Origin of the sequence: Sphingobium sp. (assembly GCF_032153725.1) — a bacterium.
In the GTDB taxonomy this organism is placed as follows: domain Bacteria; phylum Pseudomonadota; class Alphaproteobacteria; order Sphingomonadales; family Sphingomonadaceae; genus Sphingobium.
Genome location: NZ_JALDYQ010000003.1, coordinates 122,613 through 144,190, shown reverse-complemented (window position 1 = coordinate 144,190; position 21,578 = coordinate 122,613). Strand labels below are relative to the sequence as shown.

15 protein-coding genes and 1 pseudogene are annotated in these 21,578 nt (G+C 64.1%); 6 read left to right on the top strand and 10 right to left on the bottom strand.

Annotated features, from left to right (window positions below; genetic code table 11):
* Positions 1-91 precede the first annotated feature (91 nt).
* Both RUH75_RS02375 and RUH75_RS02370 read right to left on the bottom strand, forming a co-directional pair.
* Entirely contained in the window at positions 92-1,927 is a 1,836-nt protein-coding gene (locus RUH75_RS02375) for a hypothetical protein (protein WP_313801848.1), read from the bottom strand.
* Positions 1,927-3,276, bottom strand: a complete 1,350-nt coding sequence (locus tag RUH75_RS02370) for an MFS transporter (protein ID WP_313801801.1) — start codon at positions 3,274-3,276, stop codon at positions 1,927-1,929. Before RUH75_RS02370 ends, RUH75_RS02375 begins: the two co-directional genes overlap by 1 nt.
* A 285-nt stretch (positions 3,277-3,561) precedes the next feature.
* Between RUH75_RS02370 and RUH75_RS02365 the strand changes: the two genes are divergently transcribed.
* On the top strand, positions 3,562-6,348 hold the full coding sequence (locus tag RUH75_RS02365) for a TonB-dependent receptor (RefSeq protein ID WP_313801799.1): 2,787 nt from the start codon (positions 3,562-3,564) through the stop codon (positions 6,346-6,348).
* 29 nt (positions 6,349-6,377) lie between these two features.
* Here the strand turns inward: RUH75_RS02365 and RUH75_RS02360 are convergent, their stop codons facing one another.
* Positions 6,378-6,695 (bottom strand): hypothetical protein, encoded by a 318-nt coding sequence (locus RUH75_RS02360; protein ID WP_313801797.1) that lies wholly within the window; start codon positions 6,693-6,695, stop codon positions 6,378-6,380.
* A gap of 213 nt (positions 6,696-6,908) precedes the next feature.
* Here RUH75_RS02360 and RUH75_RS02355 point away from each other — a divergent pair, with 213 nt between their 5' ends.
* Positions 6,909-8,804 (top strand): potassium transporter Kup, encoded by a 1,896-nt coding sequence (locus RUH75_RS02355; protein ID WP_313801795.1) that lies wholly within the window; start codon positions 6,909-6,911, stop codon positions 8,802-8,804.
* Here the strand turns inward: RUH75_RS02355 and RUH75_RS02350 are convergent.
* From RUH75_RS02350 to RUH75_RS02320, 7 genes and pseudogenes are all read right to left on the bottom strand, one after another.
* Entirely contained in the window at positions 8,781-9,509 is a 729-nt protein-coding gene (locus tag RUH75_RS02350; RefSeq protein WP_313801793.1) for a response regulator transcription factor, read from the bottom strand. The genes RUH75_RS02355 and RUH75_RS02350 overlap by 24 nt on opposite strands.
* Positions 9,510-9,525: 16 nt before the next feature.
* A pseudogene (locus RUH75_RS02345) lies at positions 9,526-12,198 on the bottom strand (DUF4118 domain-containing protein).
* The gene (kdpC, locus tag RUH75_RS02340; protein WP_313801791.1) at positions 12,195-12,779 is read right to left on the bottom strand and encodes a potassium-transporting ATPase subunit KdpC; all 585 of its coding nucleotides are present in this window, start codon (positions 12,777-12,779) and stop codon (positions 12,195-12,197) included. The pseudogene RUH75_RS02345 and the gene kdpC overlap by 4 nt, the downstream one beginning before the upstream one ends.
* A 24-nt stretch (positions 12,780-12,803) precedes the next feature.
* On the bottom strand, positions 12,804-14,834 hold the full coding sequence (gene kdpB / locus RUH75_RS02335; RefSeq protein ID WP_313801845.1) for a potassium-transporting ATPase subunit KdpB: 2,031 nt from the start codon (positions 14,832-14,834) through the stop codon (positions 12,804-12,806).
* A gap of 13 nt (positions 14,835-14,847) precedes the next feature.
* Positions 14,848-16,551, bottom strand: coding sequence for a potassium-transporting ATPase subunit KdpA (gene kdpA, locus RUH75_RS02330; protein ID WP_313801789.1), 1,704 nt, complete (start codon positions 16,549-16,551; stop codon positions 14,848-14,850).
* Positions 16,552-16,563: 12 nt separating this feature from the next.
* Complete coding sequence (locus RUH75_RS02325; RefSeq protein WP_313801787.1) at positions 16,564-16,653, bottom strand: potassium-transporting ATPase subunit F; 90 nt, start codon at positions 16,651-16,653, stop codon at positions 16,564-16,566.
* Between the two features lie 240 nt (positions 16,654-16,893).
* On the bottom strand, positions 16,894-17,463 hold the full coding sequence (locus tag RUH75_RS02320; protein WP_313801785.1) for an isochorismatase family protein: 570 nt from the start codon (positions 17,461-17,463) through the stop codon (positions 16,894-16,896).
* Between the two features lie 83 nt (positions 17,464-17,546).
* On the opposite strand from RUH75_RS02320, the gene RUH75_RS02315 reads away from it, so the two are divergent.
* The 4 genes from RUH75_RS02315 to pncB are packed head-to-tail and all read left to right on the top strand — an operon-like array spanning position 17,547 to position 21,491.
* Positions 17,547-18,278, top strand: coding sequence for an NUDIX hydrolase (locus tag RUH75_RS02315; protein WP_313801783.1), 732 nt, complete (start codon positions 17,547-17,549; stop codon positions 18,276-18,278).
* 13 nt (positions 18,279-18,291) lie between these two features.
* Complete coding sequence (locus tag RUH75_RS02310) at positions 18,292-19,275, top strand: SPFH domain-containing protein (RefSeq protein WP_313801781.1); 984 nt, start codon at positions 18,292-18,294, stop codon at positions 19,273-19,275.
* 6 nt (positions 19,276-19,281) lie between these two features.
* On the top strand, positions 19,282-20,175 hold the full coding sequence (locus RUH75_RS02305) for a hypothetical protein (protein ID WP_313801779.1): 894 nt from the start codon (positions 19,282-19,284) through the stop codon (positions 20,173-20,175).
* Positions 20,176-20,186: 11 nt separating this feature from the next.
* Positions 20,187-21,491: a nicotinate phosphoribosyltransferase gene (gene pncB, locus RUH75_RS02300; protein WP_313801777.1), complete on the top strand. Its 1,305-nt coding sequence runs from the start codon at positions 20,187-20,189 to the stop codon at positions 21,489-21,491.
* Positions 21,492-21,578: the final 87 nt, after the last annotated feature.

Here is a 21,578-nt window from a genome sequence, read left to right as displayed (position 1 = left end):
TTTGAGTATCGTTACAATTTTGCCCATATTATGAAACAATATCGACACGATGGATGAACTCGGCCGCCGAATCATCGCGGCTTTGCCAGGCTCACCGATCCCACGGAAAAGCCAGAGTAGGCCGGTGGGCAAAGCGCGTCATCGCCAGTTCCAGCCGAACGCCGCACCCCGGTTCCAGCCGCAGCGTGAAATCCCGTCCCCCCAGGGGCAGGGTCCGCCCTTCCATCCTCGCCGCGTCGATCCGGTGTTCGGCATAGGCGCCGCCCTGCACCGTCACCGTCCGGACTTCCCGTCCGATATTGATCAACGTCACGTCCGTCGCCCGATCATCCAGCCGATGCACCAAAGCGCCGACATCCGCCGGAACCCCCGCGCGTCGCGCCGCCGGATCGAAATAGCGCAACCGGCAATGCAAGGGCACGCCCCCCTGCGCCGGGGATGACTTCGACCAGGGCGGCCGCGCGATATGCAGCCCGCCGGTCATCAACTGCACCAGACTGCGGACGCTCGCCGGGTTGATGTCGATCGGCCAGTCCGCCAACCGGGTCCGTGCCGTGGTACTGTCCTTCTCCCGCGCGGCGACCCGGTCGGCCACGCGCTTCAGGTCTGCGCCCAGTGCCTGTTCCGGATATCCGGCATTGCGTCCTTCCAGAAAGGCGATCCATGGATCGTCACCAGCCGCCTCGCGGTCCTCGGCCCGCTGCGACATATACCAAATCTCAAAGCCATTGGTGCGATAGCGGCCCGGCATCCAGCCATACCAGCCGTCCGCGCCATACATGGTCGGAGCGCTCAGGACCCCGTCCACCCTGCGCGCGGCATTGTTCAGCCGCGCCATCTGTCGCCGCCACAGGTCGATATAGGCAAGGTCGCCACTCATCAGCACGGCGCCCATGAACGCGGTGATCGCGCGGGGCACGCGGTTGCGGTCCTCCCGCTTGCCGGTCATCGGCACGATGGGAGAAAAGCCCCAGCCATAGACGCCCTTCCACCAATCATCGCCGACGGTGCCGTCGGGTCGCACGAAGCTGGGAAACAGATCGCCATTCTTCGTTGCCCGCTCGGCCCAGGCGTCCAGATAATCGAGCGCCCAGCGCCGGAACCGCTCACCGCCGCCCAACGCATAGGCATTAAGACCCAGCGTCGTTGCCTGCAGGTTCAGCGGGTTGTCGCCGATCACTGCCCCATATTCGGCATAATGATCCAATGTCTGGCCGTAGGTCCTTTCGCCATGCTCCATATGGAACGGCGTGGGATCGAAAGGGTCGCCGGCCCAATCCAGCGGCGTCGCCTGCCGCAGCATCGGCCCCCGGCTGCCGTTGAGCAGGCTGCGCATCATCCGCAGCCGGGGATCATAGTTCCGGACCTCCGGATCGCGCCCGGTATAGAAATCCGCATAGCGTCGCGTTCGCGCCCGCAGCTTTGCGTCGCGCGGAATGGACAATCCCATGACGTTGAAGCTGGTCAGCCCCTCGGCATTATGCTGCCAGTCCATCTGTGCGGGAAATTCCCGATAATACATGCCCTGTCGCGCGATCGGCACGTCGACGGTGCGCGCAGCGGTGAATTGCCGCAAATGGCCTTCCCAGAAGCGGCTGGCGAGAGTCCTGATCCGGTCGCTGCCGCCCAGTGCGTGGAGCAGGAACCAATCGTTCGTCGCCTCCGCCGCGTCATCGGGACCGTCATTCGCGCCCCAGCGTTCGAACACCTTCAGATGATCCCGATGATCGACATATTTCGCGTAAAAAGCCTCGCAGGCCGCTGCATTGGCGTCCAGCAATCGGCGTTGCATCTTCGCCCATTGGGGCGCCGCCATGGGCCTGTCCGCGACGAGGACCGTCGGAATCGTTCGCGCCTGCGCGGGGAGGGTCAGCTTTGCCGCGGTTCCCATGGTCCCGGACAGGAAAGTCCGTCGATCCACCCGCATCACGCCAACTCCAGCCGACGGATCGGACCCACGATGACGGTGAAGGCGAAGATCGTGAGCAGGCAATGCGCCCCCACGAAAACCAGCGCCAGATCGAACGATCCGGTCGCCGCGACGATATAGCCGACCACGATCGGCGTTACGATTCCGGCGATATTGCCAAACATGTTGAATACGCCGCCGGACAATCCAGCCAGCTGTCTGGGCGCGACGTCGGCCATCACCGCCCAGCCGAGCGAAGCGATCCCCTTGCCGAAGAAGGCGACCGCCATCAGCGTCACCGCCAGCCATTCCGCGTCGACCCAGACGCAGGCGATGATCATCGTCGCCAGCGCCATGCCGACCACCAGCGGCCCCTTGCGTGCCAGGTCGAGCGAGCCGGTTCGTTTGAGGATCAGGTCCGAAAAATAGCCGCCCGCAAGCCCGCCCGCAAAACCGCAAAGCGCCGGGGCAGCGGCGGCAAAGCCCGCCTCCATGATGTTGAGGCCGCGCTCCTTCACCAGATAGATCGGAAACCAGGTCACGAAGAAATAGGTCAGTACATTGATGCAATATTGGCCGAGATAGATGCCCAGCATCATCCGGTTCGCCAGCAATTGCCGCACATTTGTCCAGGTGAAGGTGGGTGTCCGTACCGCGCGGGCGCTTGCATCCTCCATGGAGATGAGGCCACCGCCCGCCTCGATATGGGCCAGTTCCGCCGCGTTGATCGACGGATGCCGCGCAGGGCTATGGATGAAGCGCAGGAATATCGCCGTCGCCGCCAGCCCCAGCGCCCCCATCACCCAGAACACCGCGCGCCAGCCGAAGCTGTGCACCAGCCAACCCATCAACGGCGCGAATACCACCAGCGAGAAATATTGCGCGCTGTTGAAGATGGCCGAAGCCGTGCCCCGTTCCGCGCCGGGAAACCAGGCCGCCACCAGCCGCGCATTGCCGGGGAAGGAGGGCGCCTCCGCCGCGCCCACCAGAAAGCGCAACGCGAACAGGGTCGCGACCACCGGCAGTCCGGCGATCAGCCCAACCATCCCCTGCATCGCCGTGAAGATCGACCAGATGGCGATGGCGCCGGCATAGATCTTCTTGGTACCGAACCGGTCCAGCAATGCGCCGCCGGGAATCTGCGCCAGCACATAGGCCCATGCGAAAGCGGACAGGATGAACCCCGTCTGCACGGGCGACAGGCCCAGTTCGCCGCCCGCCGCATTGCCCGCGATAGAGAAGGTTGCGCGATCCGCATAGTTGATCGAGGTGATCAGGAAGATCAGCACGATGATCCTGTGCCGCACATAGGTCGGACGCTGGCTGGCAGAGGTTTTCGGGGTCGAAATGGCGGCTGCGTCGGACAAGAAACGCTCTCCTGATGGCGCCGCCCGTCTGCCGGGGCGGTCAATAAGACAAGGACCGACACGCTAGACGCGTAGGCGGCTTCGGTCCAAGTCCAAATGCGGCATGATCCAGCCAGTTCTTGGCATAATCGGGGATGGCTTACCGGTGTCTGTCAGCGATCTGTGCAAGCTGTGCATCGATTCATGCCAGATTGAGGTTGGCATTCGCAACTCCGCCCGGTCTATCGAAAGGGTGCCAATCCGGTCCCAAGGCCGGGCAATGACGATTAGGGGAGTGAGAAGGCCATGAACGGCGCCTGTCGACTGAAATCCATGTTGAGCCTGTCGAGCGCGATCGCGACGATTGCCCTGGCTCCCCATATTCACGCTCAGGAGCAGGTCGCGCCGCAGCAGCCATCGGCCGAAGTCACCGATATCGTCGTCACGGGCTTTCGCGCCAGCCTCAACAGCGCGCTGAACGTCAAGCGCAACGAAACCGCCACGGTCGATGCGATCAAGGCGGAGGACATTGCCGAATTTCCCGACCTGAACCTGGCGGAATCGCTCCAGCGCATTCCCGGCGTCGCGATCAGCCGCGTCAATGGCGAGGGGCGCAATATCTCCGTGCGCGGCCTTGGCCCGGAATATACCCGCGTCCGCATCAACGGCATGGAAGCGATCGGCACCACCGGCGGCACCGACAATTCGGGCGGCGTGAACCGGGGACGCGGTTTCGATTTCAACATCTTCTCTTCCGACCTGTTCAGCAATTTGTCGGTGCGCAAGACAGCGACGGCGGACGTGGAGGAAGGGTCGCTGGGCGGCACGGTCGACCTGCAAACCTCCCGCCCGCTTGATTATCGCAAGCCCACGGCAGTCCTCTCGGCCGCTGCCAGTTATAATGACCTTCGTGAAAAGACGACGCCGCGCCTGTCGGGCCTGGTCGCGACGCAAAGCGACGATGGCCGCTTCGGCGTGCTGCTCTCGGTCGCCTATGAAGAGCGCAAGATCAAGGAAGAGGGCGCCAATATCACGCGCTGGACCTATGGCGGCTTCAATGGCGGCTTCAACGCGGCCTCGACCCTGCCGGGCTACACCCTTGCCCAGATCAACAATGCGAACCCGGACACGGCGCTGTTCCATCCACGCATCCCCGGCCTTGTGAGCTATGATATTTCGCAGCAGCGCCTGGGCGCGGCCGGATCGATCCAGTTCAAGCCGACCGACCGCACGCTGATCTCGCTCGACGGTCTTTATTCGCGCCTGGACGGCAGCCGCAAGGAAGCGCAGTTGCAGGCGATCAGCTTCAGCCGTTCGGGCACTGGCAAGCCGCAGACCATCATCCGCGACGGCGTGGTGGATGAAGACAACAACATCATCAGCGGCCGGTTCGACAATGTCGATCTGCGTTCCCAGTCGCGCTACGATGTGCTGAAGACGGAATTTTATCAGGTCACCGGCTCGGTCGATCATCAGTTCACCGACCGGCTGAAGGTTTCGGCCATGGCCGGCTATGCCAGTTCGGAATTCACCAACCCGATCCAGACCACGGTGACGATCGATGCGATCAACACCGGCAATTTCCAATATGATTTCTCGACCCGCTTCCCGAATATCCAGCCGGGCGTGGATGTCGCCAATCCGGCTTCGTGGAGCTTCATCAACGGCACGTCCGAAGTCCGCATCCGGCCCCAGACCGTCAGCAATGCCTTCACCACCGCCAAGGGCCATGTCGAATGGGAGGCGATCGACGGCCTGACGCTGAAGGCGGGTCTTGACTGGCGCAAGTTCGAATATGGTTCCACCGAGCGCCGCCGCCTGTCGGGCGAAACCGTGGTGGCGCCGCTCACGCAGGCCCAGCTGGCAGGCATGACGACGCTCTTCTCCGGTTTCGGCAAGGGGTTGAACGTGCCGTCGGGGACGCCGACTGCCTGGATCGTGCCGAACCTCGACGCCTTCATCAGCCAGGGCGGCATTTACGGCAACCCGCTCTACGCCACCGGCGGCATTGAAAACGCCACGGCGCGCGGTTCCTATATCACCGTGACCGAGGAAGACACCGGCGCATGGGGCATGGCGCAGTTCAACCTTCGGGACACCGCCGGCGTCCCCATTCGCGGCGATATCGGCCTGCGCTATGTCAAGACGGACCAGTTCTCGACCGGCTATGCCAGCCAGGGGTCGTCAATCAATCTGGTCAGCGCCGACCGCAGCTATCATCGCTGGCTGCCTTCGCTGAACCTGGTCGGCAACATCACCGACAATCTGCAAGTCCGCTTCGCCGCCGCCAAGACGCTGGCCCGCGCCGGCATCGCCTCTCTGACGCCGGGCGGCAATCTCAACGTGTCGGGCGGCAATCGCAGCTTCAGCTCCGGCAATCCTGACCTGAAGCCTACATCGTCCAAGAATCTCGATGCCTCGATCGAATGGTATCCGATGCAGGGCGCGATCTATGCCATTTCCGCCTTCCGCAAGGATATCGGCAGCTTTGCCCAGACCCTGAGCGTCGGCGTGCCTTATAGCAGCCTTGGCCTGCCGGATTCGCTGCTGGCCGGCACCACCGCGTCGCCCAGCGACATCTTCATCGTCAGCCAGCCGGTCAATTCGGACGGCGGCATATTAAAGGGCTTCGAGATCAACATCCAGCAGCCCTTCAGTTTCCTGCCGGGTTTCCTGTCGCATTTCGGGGTGTTGGCCAACTATACCTATGTCAAATCCAACATCGAATATCTGACCTCCGCGACCGGCGGCACGTCAGTCACCGCGCCGCTGGTGGGCCTTTCCAAACAGGCCGCCAATGCCACGCTCTATTTCGAGACGGAAAAGTTCCAGGTCCGCGGGTCGGTCGCCTATCGCTCCAAATATCTGACCGCCGTGCCGGGGACGGAAGGCAACGCCTATAATGGCACCAACAGCACGCTGAACGTCGATGCCCAGGCCAGCTACAACCTCACCGAAAAGCTGAAACTCAGCATCGAGGCGATCAACCTGACCGATGAAAGGAACGATCAGTTCGTGGATGAGACGAACCGCCTCAACGTGCTGACCCACAGCGGCCGTCAATTCAATTTCGGGGTCCGCTACAGCTTCTGATCCTCCCTTCCGCTGTAGCACCCTTCCTGCTAGCTGCCCTTGATGGGGCAGCTGGCATTTTTCTGGTGGAAGACCGCGCCCTGTTTCGGGCTGCAACTGGACCAGCGGGCGGACAGCTTGGCCGGTTTCCACAGGCGGGGTCCCATGGCCGTCAGCGCGACCCCGGCAGTGGCGCTGAGAAACAGAAGCGCGGCGAGCAGAAATTGCGTGACGCTCATCTCCGCTGCCGGACGGGCCATGACCAGCCGGTGCAACAGGCCTTCCTCGGGCCAGGCGGAACCCAGCAGCATCAGGCCCGCGATGCGCAGGCCGATCTTCGCGGTGATATGGTCATGCCAGGGCGTCATGGCGACATCCTCCTTTCCGGGGAGGAGGTTCATTTATCCATCATCGCATAGCTTATCGAGAGCGGGAGAGCGCTGTTTCCATTGAAATTGCATAATATTCGGTCGAAGGATCGGTCGATCCTATGCGAATCCTATGCCGATCGCATAAAGCTCCGCTGGAAAACCTATGCGGCTTTGTGCGAAGGGCGGGTCGGGTAACGGGGTAATGGCGGCATGACGGATCGATCGGACGATGGGACGGGCCACGGCCATCCGCAGGGCAAGCTGTCGCTGCTGGCATTGGGTGCGCTCGGCGTGGTGTTCGGTGATATCGGCACATCCCCGCTCTATGCGCTGAAGGAAAGCTTCGTCGGCCATCATCCGCTGGCGGTCGATCCGGCCCATATCCATGGCGTTCTCTCGCTGGTTTTCTGGACGATGACGCTGATCGTCACGGTCAAATATGTCTTCATCATCATGCGCGCCGACAATCATGGCGAGGGCGGCAGCATGGCGCTTCTCGCGCTGATTTCCCGCAGGCTGGGGGAAACGCGCTGGACGCCGACCATCGCCATATTGGGCGTATTGGCGGCCGCGCTCTTCTATGGCGACGCGATCATCACGCCGGCCGTTTCCGTCCTGTCGGCGGTCGAGGGGCTGGAGGTGGTGAATGACGGTTTCGCGCCCTTCGTCCTGCCCATCGCCATCGTCATCCTGATCGGCCTGTTCCTGATCCAGGCGCATGGCACGGCGCGGGTGGGGGCGCTGTTCGGGCCGGTCATGGCGGTCTATTTCCTGGTGCTGGCGGCGCTCGGCATCCTTAACATCGCGCGGCATCCGGCGATCGTCGGCATCATCAATCCGATGTGGGCGGTGCATTTCTTCATGCTCGATGCGAAGCTGGCCTTTCTGGCGCTCGGCTCCGTGGTGCTGGCAGTGACCGGGGCGGAGGCGCTTTATGCCGACATGGGGCATTTCGGGCGCAAGGCGATCAGCATCGCATGGCTCTATGCCGCCTTTCCCTGTTTGTTGCTTAACTATATGGGGCAGGGCGCGCTGCTGCTCGACCTGCCTGCGGCCGCAGAAAATCCCTTCTTCCTGCTGGCGCCGGACTGGGCGCGGCTGCCGCTGGTGATATTGGCGACGCTGGCCACCGTCATAGCCAGTCAGGCGGTGATTTCCGGCGCTTTTTCGGTAACGCAGCAGGCGGTGCAACTGGGTTTCCTGCCCCGGCTCAAGATTGCTCATACCAGCGCTTCGGCGGCGGGGCAAATCTATGTGCCGCTGGTCAACTGGGCGTTGCTGTTTTTCGTCGTGCTGCTGGTGCTGGGCTTCCAGTCGTCGAGCAATCTGGCGGCAGCCTATGGCATCGCCGTCACTGGCACCATGGTCATCACCACCTGCATGATGGGCGTGCTGACCTTCAGCGTGTGGCGCTGGAACCGCATGCTGGGGGGCGTGGTGACGGGGCTGTTCCTGGCGGTCGACGGCGTCTATTTCCTGTCCAACGCGACCAAGATTTCCGATGGCGGCTGGTTCCCGCTGCTGGTGGCGGCGGTGGTCTTCCTCGTCCTTACCACCTGGTCCACTGGCCGGAAGATCATGAATTTCTATCTGATGGAAGGCGCGATGGATGTGGATCTGTTCATCCAGTCCGTTTCCCGTTCCCTGAAACGCGTGCCGGGAACGGCGATCTTCTTGAACTCCCGGGTAGAGGGCGTGCCGCCGGCGCTGTTGCATAATGTGAAGCATAACAAGGTGCTGCACGAACGCGTCATCATCCTGACGGTGCGGACGGAGGGAGTGCCGAATCTGCCGCTGACCGGGCGTTCGGAGGTGAGCGATCTGGGGGCGGGGTTCTACCGCGTGGTGCTGCGCCATGGTTTCATGGAGGAAGTCGACATTCCCGCCGCGATGAAGGCGGTGAACGGCTGCGGGGGACCGATCAATATCAGCCAGACCAGCTATTTCCTCAGCCGTCAGACGCTGATCCCGTCCGAAAAGCCGGGCATGGCGATCTGGCGGGAAAAGCTGTTCGCCTGGATGATGCGCAATGCGGTGACGCCGATGGATTTCTTCAAGCTGCCGACGAACCGGGTGGTGGAGCTAGGATCGCAGGTGGAGATTTGACCCGCCTTCTCCACCATCCCCTTCCCGCAACCGATATCCGATCCCCAATTCATTCACGATGATCCGCGGCTGCTGCGGATCATCCTCCAGCTTCTGCCGCAGAGTCCGCACCAGCACCCGCAGATATTCGACATGATGTTCATGCTCATGCGGCCAGACCTGTGCCATGATCTGCTGGTGCGTGATCACCCGCCCCGGAAATTTCGCGAGCTGCGCCAGCACGCCATATTCCTTTGGCGTCAGATGGACCTCCTGCCCGCCCCTGGTCACGATCCGCGCCATCAGATCGATCGTCACATCCCCCGCGCGAACCGCCGAAACCCCGCCATCCCTGGTCATCCGGTTGCGCAGCGCGACCCGCACCCGGGCAAGCAGTTCGTCGGTATCGAAGGGCTTGGTCAGATAGTCGTCCGCGCCCAGGTCAAGCGCCGCCACCTTCTGCTCGGTCGCATCGCGCGCCGATATGACGATCAGGCAGGTGTCCGAATGCTGCTTGATCAGCGGCACCAGCTCCAGCCCGTCGCGGTCGGGCAGGCCCAGGTCGAGCAGGCTGATGTCAGGCTTTTCCTCACGCAGTTTCGCCAGCGCCTCGCGCGCATTGCCGGCCTCCACCGTGGCATAGTCGGCACGGGCAAGCGCCGCATGGATCAGGCGGCGGATCTGCAATTCGTCATCGATGATCAGAACCTTGTGACGGGTGGTCATGCCCAGTTCTCTCATGTCAGTCCTCGTCAGGCAGGGGGGATAGGATCAGCGCTTGCGGAAAGCGCAAAATGAAGCAGGCGCCGAGCGGATCGGAATGGTTGGCGGCGGATACCGAAAGGCCCATCGCCTCGGCAAAACCCTTGACGATGGCAAGGCCAAGGCCGGTGCCATGCTTGGCCCGGTCGGACCCCTCCATGCGGGTGAAGGTGTCGAAGACGCGGGTTTCGCTTCCGGCCGGGATTCCCGGGCCTTCATCGATCACGGACAAGGTGATCGCATCGGGCAAGCGCCGGCCTCTTATGGTGACGGGCGTGTCGGGATCGGCATAGCGCCCCGCATTGTCCAGCAGGTTGATGAGGATATGGTGCAGCAGCGTCGGATCGGCCCGCACCAGCGGAATGTCGGGCAATATATCGACCCTCACTTCATGCCCGGCCAGCGGTTGGCGGGTGTCATGCACGGCCCCCGCGACCGCGTCGAACAGGTCGATCGGTTCGACCTTCAGGGCCAGCGCGCCGGCCTCCACCCGCACCATGTCGAGCAGATTGGCGACGAAGCGGGCCAGCCGTTGCGCCTCCGCCTCCACCGTGTCGGCAAGGTCGGAAGGGTGCTGGCGCCTGAGTTCATGCACTGCGGAGATGATGGTGGTGAGCGGCGTGCGCAAATCATGGCTGACCGAGGAGAGCAGGGCGGAACGCAGCCGGTCGCGCTCGCGGATCTGGCGGGCGTCCAGCATCTCCTCCTCCAACGCCAGGCGGTCGAAGGCGATGGACGCCTGGTCGAGCAGGCTCATCAGCAGCGGCACCTGATCCGACCGCAACGGCTCGGCCGCATCCTCCCGCGCCAGCCCCAGCACGCCCAGCACACCCCGTGTCGTGCGCAGCGGGTGGAACAGCCAGTCCGACGCCGTGAGGGTGGAGGAACCGCGCCCGGCGGGCTGCTCATTGTCCATCGCCCATTGCGCGGCGGCTTTCTCGATCTGCTCCAGCCGGTCCTCCGGCGGCACGGCTGCGCGCAGTTGCGGACCATCGGGCGAAGGGAGCAGCAGGACGGTGCGCACGTCGAACAGGCGGCCGACTTCGCCGCAGATGGCGTGCATCAGCTCATCCTGACTGGCAGCGGCGGTCAGCTGGCGGGAAAAACCGGCAAGCGCGGCGTTCTGGCGCGCGCTGCCATGGGCAAGGTCGGCCTGAGCGCGGACACGGGCCGCGAACTGGCTGGTGACGATGGCGACGCCCAGCAGGATGAGGATGCTGATGACGTTTTCCGGATTGGCGACGGTCAGCGTACCGGTTGGCGGCAGGAAGAAGAAATTATAGGCAAGGCTGGACAATAGCCCCGCGAACAGCCCCGCCCGCAGGCCGAAGGAGGCGGCGGCGAACATCACCGGCACCAGATAGAGCAGCGCGATATTGCCCAGCGCGATGGTTTCGACGGCCAGGCGCCCGATCGCGGTCATCAATGCGATCATCAGCGTCGACCAGATATAATCGGCGGGCTTGCCCCAGGGTCCCGCATGCGCGGCAGCGGCGCCATGGACGCGCGCGCCGTCATCTCCCGGCAGCACGTGGATCGCGACATCCCCCCCAAAGCCGTCGGAGTCCCTGACCAGCCGGTCAACCACCGATCCATGGCGCAGTTCGAACCACCAGCTGCGGGCGGCCTTGCCGATCACGATCTGGGTGGCGCGGGCGTCGGCCGCATATTGACGCAGCCCCTCGACCACGCCGGGCGCGGGGATGGTGGCGGTGGTGGCGCCCAGCCGCGACGCGAGCGCCATGGTGTCGGCCAGATGCGCCCGCTCCTCCGCCGTGAACTGAAGGCTGCGCCGCGTTTCGATATGCACAGCCGTCCAGGGAGCCTTCAGCGCATCGGCCAACCGCTTGGCGGCGCGGACCAGGCCCTGGGCGCTGGGCAGTTCGCTGATCGCCACGACGATGCGCTCGCCCGCCGCGAAGCTGCCCGCCAGCGCATGGGCGCGGACATAGTCCAGCATCTGCGCATCGACCGCCTGCGCCGCGCGGCGCAGCGCCATTTACCGCAGCGCGGTCAGGTTGGATTTGGAGAAGAAATGATTGAGCGCCCGGCTGGCCTCGGCGGGAATATAAACCTTGCCGTCCTTCAACCGCTCGATCAGTTCGTCGGGTGGAATGTCGACCACCTCGATCTCCGCCATTTCAAGGATGGAGTCCGGCACCGTCTCGCGCACCCGGACGCGGGTGAAGGAGGCGACGATGTCGTTCAGGCTTTCGACATGCTGGATGTTGACCGTCGAATAGACGTCGATCCCTGCTTCCAGCAGTTCCTCTATATCCTGATAGCGTTTGGGATGGCGGCTGCCCGTTGCGTTCGTATGGGCCAGTTCGTCGACCAGCACGAGCTGGGGGTGGCGAGCCAATATGGCGTCGATATCCATTTCCGCGAGGCGGTGGCCCTGATGGTCGACCTCCTGACGGGGGATGACGTCGTGACCGGACAGCAATGCTTCGGTTTCGCGGCGGCCATGGGTTTCGACCACGCCCACCACCACGTCGACGCCGGCTTTCAGGCGTTGCATCCCGTCGATCAGCATTTCATAGGTCTTGCCGACCCCCGGCGCCGCGCCGAGGAAGATTTTCAGACGGCCGCGGCCTTCCTGCGCCGCCTGACGCAGAAAGGCTTCGGGATCGCGGCGGTCGGGGTGGTTCATGGATGCTGATTAGCGCCGATCCGGTCCAGCCGTCGATTGATTTCGAGGACATTGACGCGCGCTTCTCCCAGGAAACCGAGGATCGGTTGCTCGATGCTCTGTTCGACCAGCCCGCGGACCTGATGGGAGGGCAGGCCGCGCGCTCTGGCGATCCGGTCGACCTGATAAAAGGCTGCATCGGGGCTGATATGGGGGTCCAGTCCCGATGCGGAGGCTGTCACCAGATCGGACGGAATGGGGCGCCCGGCTGAATGCAGGGTCTGGACGTCCCGCGCGACCCGGTCGGCCAGCGCCCTGCTGGCGGGGCCAAGGTTCGAGCCGGAGGAAGCGAGGCCGTCATAACCCTTGCCCGCCGCCGAGGGACGGGAATGGAAGTAGCGAGGGCTGATGAAGCTCTGGCCGATAAGGGCCGAGCCGATGGTTTTGCCATTCTGTTCGATCCGGCTGCCATTGGCCTGGTGCGGGAAGAGGGTCTGGCCGATGCCGGTGAGCGCCAGTGGATAGGCGATGCCCAGCAGCAGCGCGAAGAGCAGCGTCATCGCAAGCGCCGGGCGAAGCGAGGATTTGAGGTCGGTGAACATGCTTCTTTCTCCGTTTTCGTGGCGTCAGGCGAGGCCCAGCCCGTTCACGGCAAGGTCGATCAGCTTGATCCCCGCAAAAGGCGCGACCAGACCGCCCAGCCCGTAAACGGCAAGGTTCCTTGCCAGCAGCGGCCCCGCGCCGATCGGACGATAGGTCACGCCCCTCAATGCCAGCGGCACAAGGCACGGAATGACCAGTGCGTTGAAGATGATCGCGGAGAGGATCGCACTTTGCGGACTGGCGAGTCCCATGATGTTGAGCACCGCCAGCCCCGGGTAGAACCCCACGAACATGGCCGGGATGATCGCGAAATATTTGGCGACGTCGTTCGCCACCGAGAAAGTGGTGAGCGCGCCGCGCGTCATGAGCAGTTGCTTTCCCAGACCCACAATCTCGATCAGCTTGGTCGGATCGCTGTCCAGATCGACCATATTGCCCGCCTCGCGCGCTGCCTGCGTACCGGTGTTCATCGCCACCCCCACATCCGCCTGTGCCAGAGCGGGCGCGTCATTGGTGCCGTCGCCACACATGGCGACCAGACGTCCGCCCTGCTGTTCCTTGCGGATCAGGGCCAGCTTGTCCTCGGGCGTCGCCTGGGCCAGGAAATCGTCCACCCCGGCCTCGGCGGCGATGGAGGCGGCGGTCAGGGGATTGTCGCCGGTGATCATCACCGTGCGGATGCCCATTTGCCGCAACTCCCCGAAACGCTCGCGAATGCCGGCTTTCACGATATCCTTGAGGAAGATCGCGCCCAGCAGCCTGCCGTCCTTCGCCACCGCCAGCGGCGTGCCGCCTGCGCGGGCGATCTCGTCCGTGATGCGGCGCAATTCCTGTACGGGCGCTTCCGTGCCAAGGTCGGGATTGGCGCGCAATATGCTGTCCACCGCGCCCTTCTGGATGATGCTGCCATTCCATCGCACGCCGGAAATGCGGGTCTGGGCGGTGAAGGGGATCACCTCTGCACCGGCTGGCAGGGCGGTTGCGGTCTGGCCGAACTTTTCCCGCGCCAGTGACGCGATCGAGCGTCCCTCCGGCGTCTCATCGGCCAGGCTGGCAAGCAACGCCGCTTCGGCCAGTTCTGCCTGCGACGCGCCGCCCACCGGACGGAATTCGGTCGCCTGCCGATCGCCCACGGTGATGGTGCCCGTTTTGTCGAGCAGCAGCGTGTCTATATCGCCCGCCGCCTCGACCGCGCGGCCCGATTTGGCCAGGACGTTGAAGCGTACCAGCCGATCCATGCCCGCAATGCCGATCGCCGACAGCAGCGCCGCTATGGTGGTCGGGATCAGCGTGATCAGCAGCGCGGCGAGGATCGCCACCGGCACGCTGCCGCCCGCATAGCTGGCAAAGCCCGGAATGGTCGCCACCGCGATCAGGAAGATGATGGTGAGGCCGACCAGCAGCAGGGTCAGGGCGATCTCATTGGGCGTCTTTTGCCGTTCCGCGCCTTCGACAAGCGCGATCATGCGGTCGAGGAAGCCCTGCCCCGGATGGGCCGTCACGCGCACCCGGATCTGGTCGGAAATGACGCGGGTGCCCGCGGTCACGGCGCTACGGTCGCCGCCCGCCTCGCGGATCACGGGTGCGGATTCGCCGGTGATCGCGGCTTCGTTGACAGATGCGACGCCCAGGACGACTTCACCGTCGGAGGGGATCAGGTCGCCGGTTTCGACCAGCACGACATCGCCCATCTTGAGGGCGCTGGCAGGGACGGTTTCCAGCGCGTCGCCCTTCATCCGTTTGGCGGTGAGGTCTGCCTTGGCGGCGCGGAGCGAGGCGGCCTGCGCCTTGCCGCGCCCTTCGGCCAGCGCCTCGGCAAAGGTGCCGGCCAGCACCGTCAGCCAGAGCCAGACCACCAGTTGCGCCTTGAAACCAATGGCGAGGCGATCCTGCCCGACGGCCAGCAGGATCGTCAGCAGCACCGCCACCACGGCGGTCGTGAACATCACCGGATTGCGGATCAGCTCCTTCGGATTGAGTTTGCGGACGGCGTCTCGACAGGCCGGACCGATCAGCCCGGCGGTGAAGAGCGATTTTGACGCGGTGCGTGCCATGACGATGTTCCGATCAGAAAAGCTGGCCACGGATCATCGCGAGATGATCGGCAATGGGACCAAGGGCGATGCCGGGCAGGAAGGTGAGGCCGCCGACGATCAGCACGATGCCGACCAGCAGCCCCGTCCAGAGCGGCCCGGTGGTGGGGAAGCTGCCCGCCGTTTCGGGGGTGTATTTCTTCGCGGCGAGGCTGCCCGCAATGGCCAGCATCGGAATGATGATGAAGAACCGCCCGATCCACATCGCGACGCCCAGCAATCCGTTGTAGAAGGGCGTGTTGGCGTTCAGCCCCGCAAAGGCCGATCCATTGTTCGCAACGGCACTGGTGAAGGCGTACAGGATTTCGCTGAATCCATGCGGTCCCTTGTTGAGCGGACCCGCAAGCCCGGCCGGCAGCACGCTCGCCAGCGCCGTGAAGCCCAATATCACCAGCGGCAGCACGGCGATCGCCAGAACTGCCAGCTTCACCTCACGGCTCTCGATCTTCTTGCCCACATATTCGGGCGTGCGGCCCACCATCAGCCCCGCGACGAACACGGCGAGGATGGCGAACAGCAGGAAGCCGTATATGCCCGCGCCCACGCCGCCGATCACCACTTCGCCCAGCTGCATGTTGAACAATGGTATGAGGCCGCCGATTGCGGTGAAGCTGTCATGCATGGCGTTGACCGCGCCGCAGCTCGCCGCCGTGGTGACGATCGAGAAGAGCGCCGACGCGGCGATGCCGAAGCGGACTTCCTTGCCCTCCATATTGCCGCCGGGCACGCCCAGATGATGGAGGATGGGATTGCCCGCGGCTTCCTGCCAGTAAGCGATGGCGGCGCCGGCGAGGAATAGGATCATCATCGCGGCCAGGATCGCCCGGCCCTGACGGACATTCCCCACTGCCTTGCCGAAGGCGTAGGTCAGGCCCGCGCCGATGGCGAAGATCAACAGCATCTGCACGAAATTGGTGAGCGCGGTCGGGTTCTCGAACGGATGGGCGCTGTTGGCGTTGAAGAAGCCGCCACCATTGGTGCCCAGTATCTTGATCGCTTCCTGACTGGCGACGGGGCCGAGGGCGAGCGTCTGCTTGACGCCTTCCAATGTGGTGACGTCGACTGATCCGGCCAGAGTCTGTGGTACGCCGCTCGCGATATCGAAGAACGCGATGACGACACAGAGCGGCAACAGAAGATAGAGCGTCACGCGCACGATATCGGCCCAGAAATTGCCGATCGTGGCGGCGCCCCGCCTGCCAAAGCCGCGAAACAGCGCGAAGGCCAATGCGATGCCCGTCGCAGCGGAGAGGAAATTATGGATCGTCAGCGCCAGCATCTGGCTGAGGTTCGACATCGTCGATTCCCCGGCATAGCTCTGCCAATTGCTATTGGTGGCGAAGCTGATCGCGGTGTTGAAGGCCAGGGGTTCGCTGATGGCGCCGAACCCCCGCGGGTTGAGCGGCAGCAGGTCCTGCATCCGCAACAGGGCATAGGTGAGCAGCAGCAGCGCCGCGTTGAAGATCAGCATATGCACGGCGTAGCGGCGCCAGCCCTGCTCCTGCGCCGGATCGATGCCGGAGAGGCGATAGAAGCCGCGCTCGACCGGACCGAGTACGGCATGAAGCGGGGTGCGACGCCCTTCATAGAGCGCGAACAGCCAAAGGCCGACCGGCTTGGCAAGGGCGATCAGCAGGCCGGTGAAAGCCGCAATCAGCAGCCATCCCTGAAAGGTCATGGGATGCCCCTCCTAGAAGCGTTCAGGCCGCGCGAGGACCGCGACCAGATAAAAGAGAAGGCCAAGAGCCGTCAGCGCGGCGAGCCACAGGTCGATGGTCATATGCCTTCCCCTTCACGCCCGGTCGCAGAGCGCGGCATAGCCGAGGCTGCCCGCCAACAGGAGAAGGATCAGGCCGATCCAGAAGATGTCCTGCATGCAAAAACTCCCACAGCGAAGATGTCGCGCGGGATGCGGGACCTGAATCGTCTGCCGGGCTCAATTAAGGCAAAGGCGCGTTTGAATTCGAGACATGGGGGAAGGATAAGGCATAGTGTTTGCGTTTAAATTGGGGATTTTGCGTCAGTTCAACAACAGCAGGTCGCCGCCAATCTCCGCTGCCACTTCTTCCGCTGCCTTGGCGATCCCGCGCGTCAGCGAAGCTGGCAGTTCCACCCGGAAGCCGCGCGCCAGCAGCCCCTCTATCGCCCAGCGCACGCAATAATCGGTGGCGACGCCTGCCACCGTCACCCGATCCACGGCGCTCTTCGCCAGCCCTTCGAAAAAGGCGTCGCGGTCGAAGGACTGTCCATCGGCCCCGTGGACCATCAACCCCGGTTCCGCCCACATATCGAAAACGCCCTTTTCCAGCGTGTAAACCGGAACGGGCGCCTCAAAACGCAGCACACCCTCCCAGCCCGGCGTGCCTCGCACGCAATGGACGGGGAATTGCTTCGCTTCGGGCGATCCGGCGTAGACATCGGGCACATGCGTGTCGAAGGTCATCAGCACGCCCGTCACCTCGCGCGGGTCGAGTGCCGCGAGCCAGCGCTCCATCGGTACGACCAACGCCGCCGCATCCGGCACGGGCAGGGCGCCGGTGGGCATCACAAAGTCCCGCTGCATATCCACGACAATCACGAAGCCGGTCATTGCACGCCTCCTCTTTCCAGCCGGGATTGACATATATTCGAATCGAACATAAGTAAAGCGCATCTTGAATATAAGGTGCGGCAATGACTCAGGACGAAGCCCTGTTTCTCAAGGATTATGATCCTTCCGCCTATGAGCGGCCATCGGTCGCGGTCGATCTGGTGCTGATGTCGGTGATCGACGGCGCGCCCGCCGCGCTGCTGGTGCGCAGGGACGAGCATCCCCATGCCGGACGCTGGGCGCTGCCGGGCGGCTTCGTCCGGATCGACGAGGCGCTGGATGACGCGGCCCGCCGTATCCTGGGCCAGAAAGCCCATATGGGCGACGCCTATGTCGAGCAGCTTTACAGCTTCGGCGCCGTCGACCGCGATCCGCGCATGCGGGTGATCTCGGTCGCTTATTTCGCGCTGTTGCCCGCCGATCGCTTTGCCGCCGCGCTGAAGGCGGATCGCGGCCTGACGCTGACGCGCATTGCGGTTGACTGGCCGGGCGAAACCGGCGGGCCGGTCGCCGCGATGGGTGAGGATGGGCCGTTGCCGCTCGCCTTCGATCACGGCGATATACTGGGCCTCGCCATGCTGCGGCTGCGCGGCAAGATCGACTATTCGCCCGTCGGTTTCGCATTGTTGCCCGATCGCTTCACCCTGCGCGCCTTGCAGGATGTGCATGAGGCGATCCTGGGCGTTCCGCTCAACAAGCCCGCCTTTCGCCGCCGCATGCTCGACAAGGGTTGGCTGGAGGCGACGGGCGAGCGGGAGACGGGTTCGTCCTTCCGCCCCGCCGAGCTTTTCCGTTTCAAACCCCGAACCGCATGAAGGGAGGTTCATCATGGCCCAGATCCGCAACCTTGGTTTCCTGGCGCAGTTGCGCAGCGACGCCAGCAGCCATGTCATCCGCTATCGCAATGGCCGCGTCCGGCAGAGCGGCCGGGGCCTTGTCTTCTGGTTCCGTCCGGAAACCGCCAGCATCGCCGAATTGCCCATGGATGATCGGGAAACGACCCTGTTCGTCAAGGGCCGCAGTCAGGATTTCCAGCAGGTCGCGGTGCAGGGCATGCTGACATGGCATGTGGTCGACCCGGAATTGCTGGCGAGCCGCATCGATTTCAGCCTTGCCCTGAATACGGGCCGTCCGCAGGCCGAGCCGCTGGAGCGGATAGAGACGCGGCTGACCGGCCTCGTCAATCAGGCGGCGCTGGAATATCTGGCGGAGGCGCCGGTGCGTGCCCTGCTCGACGCCGGGATCGAGCCTTTGCGCGTACGGATCGAGACGGCGCTGGCGAACGCGCCCGGCCTGACCGAGATCGGCATTGCCGTGGTCGCGGTGCGGCTCGCCAATCTGGCGCCCAGCAGCGAACTGGAACGCGCCTTGCAGACCCCGACCTTCGAGGCGTTGCAGCAGAAGGCGGACGAAGCGACCTTCGAACGCCGCGCGCTGGCGGTGGAGAAGGAGCGGGCAATCGCCGAAAACGAACTTGCCAACAAGACCGAGCTGGCCCGGCGCGAAACGCTGCTGATCGCGCAGGAGGCGGAAAATGCCAGCAACCGCGCCACCGGCGAAGCGGAAGCGCAACGGATCGAGGCAGAGGCGGAGGCTGCGCGCATCCGGGCGATCGAAAGCGCGAAGGCCGAAGCGGAGCTGGCCCATATGGCGGTGTATCGCGATCTGGCGCCCGCCGTGCTGATGGGCCTGGCGGCGCGCGATCTGGCGGGCAAGCTTGAGACGATCGAGCATGTCAATGTGACGCCCGACCTGCTCGCCGGATTGATGCGCGAGTTGCGGGGCGGCGTGCTGCCGCTGGCGCAGGGGTGAACCGCCATGCCCACCAACCCGCCCCGCGCCGTCTTCGTCACGCGCGAAACCGACTATGAACTGCTGCTCGCGCGCCATGCGACGCGCGAGCAGGCGCGCTTTTTTTTGCAAAGCCGGGGGCAACGGATCGATGCGGTCGAGGCGATGCACATCGGCTTTGCCGAGGCGTTGAAGACCGCCCGCGCATCGGTGCCGGCGGATTGGCGGCAGGCGTTGGTGCGGCGTGCCGATTTCGACCGGTTCCTGTTCGGGCCGGAGGATGTGATCGTCGCGGTCGGGCAAGATGGCCTTGTCGCCAATGTCGCCAAATATCTGGAGGGCCAGCCGGTGCTGGGCGTCAATCCAGCGCCGGACCGCTATGACGGCGTGCTGGTGCGGATCGCGCCCGATCGAATCGGCCGCCTGCTCCGCGCCGCTGCCCATGGCGACGGCGCCGTCGAGCATCGTACCATGGTCCAGGCGGTGCTGGACGGGGGCGAGCGGCTGCTGGCGCTCAACGAGATCTTCGTCGGCCATCGCAGCCACCAGTCGGCGCGCTATCGCCTGACCGTCGAGGGCGTGGAGGAGGAGCATAGCTCCAGCGGCCTTATCGTCGCGTCGGGCACCGGGGCGACCGGCTGGGCGCGCTCGATCATGGAGGCGACCGGACTGCGCGTTGCGCTGACGCCGGAGGAGCAGGCGGTCGGCTGGTTCGTGCGGGAACCTTTCCCCAGCATCGCCACCGGCACCAGCCTGCGCGGCGGCAAGCTGGCCGGGCCTGCCCTGGCGGTCGTCTCGCGCATGAACGAGGGCGGCACCATCTTTGCGGACGGCATGGAGCAGGACCATATCCATTTCGACTGGGGACGACTGCTGACAGTCGCGCCCGCCGCGCATAAGCTGACGCTGGTCACAGGCTGAACGGGATTTCCATGGTCCATACCGATATCGCCACGCGCACCTACAATCACAACTGGCGGCTCGATCCGATCGTGCGCAGCCTGCTCGACACGGATTTCTACAAGCTGTTGATGTTGCAGATGATCCGGCATCTCTATCCGGACGTGCAGGCGACCTTCAAGCTGATCAATCGGACCGGATCGGTACGGCTGGCCGATGTCATCGATGAAGATGAACTGCGCGCGCAACTCGATCATGCCCGCTCCGTCCGCTTCGGCAAGAAAGAACTGATCTGGCTGGCAGGCAACAGCTTCTACGGCAAGGCGCAGATGTTCGCGCCCGATTTCATCGCCTGGCTCGCCGATTTCCAGCTGCCCGATTATGAACTGCGCAAGGTCGACGGCCAATATGAATTGCGCTTCCACGGCGCCTGGACGCATAGCAGCATGTGGGAAATCCCGGCGCTGACGATCATCAATGAACTGCGTTCCCGCGCGGCGATGAAGGAGCGTGGGCGGTTCGAGCTGGACGTGCTCTATGCCCGCGCCAAGGCGAAGCTGTGGGAGAAGGTGGAGCGGCTGGCGCAATTGCCCGACCTCGTCATTTCCGACTTCGGCACGCGGCGGCGCCATGGCTTCCTTTGGCAGCGCTGGTGCGTGGAGGCGTTGAAGGAGGGGCTGGGCGAGCGTTTCATCGGCTCATCCAACGTGCTGCTGGCGATGGATGCGGATCTGGAGGCGATCGGCACCAATGCGCATGAACTGCCCATGGTGCTGGCGGCGCTGGCCGAAGGGGATGATGCGCTTGCCGCCGTGCCCTATCGCGTGCTGGAGGATTGGCGCAACCATTATGGCGGCAATCTGCTGGTCGCGCTGCCGGACGCGTTCGGGACCACGGCGTTCCTGAAGAATGCGCCGGATTGGGTCGCGGACTGGACCGGCTTCCGCCCCGACAGCGCGCCGCCGATCGACGGGGGCGAACAGATCATCCGATGGTGGCAGGAAAAGGGCCGCGATCCGCGTTCCAGGCTGCTGATCTTCTCCGACGGCATGGATGTCGACACGATCGAGACGACCTATCGCCATTTCGCCGGGCGGGTAAGGATGAGCTTTGGCTGGGGAACGAACCTGACCAATGATTTTCGCGGCTGCGCGCCGTTCGAGGCGGACGGGCTCGATCCGATCTCGCTGGTGTGCAAGGTGGTGGAGGCCAATGGCCGGCCGGCGGTGAAGCTGTCCGACAATCCGGCGAAGGCGACCGGCGCGCCGGAGGAGATCGCGCGCTATTTGAGGGTCTTTGGCGGCGCAGGGCGGGTGGCGAAGGATGTCGTGGTTTAGGGTGTGTGGGGCTTCAGCCCGTGATGGGCTGCAAATGGCCGGGATCAGCCTTTTTCCATGCCCCCTTGAACCATTTGCGCTTGCCAA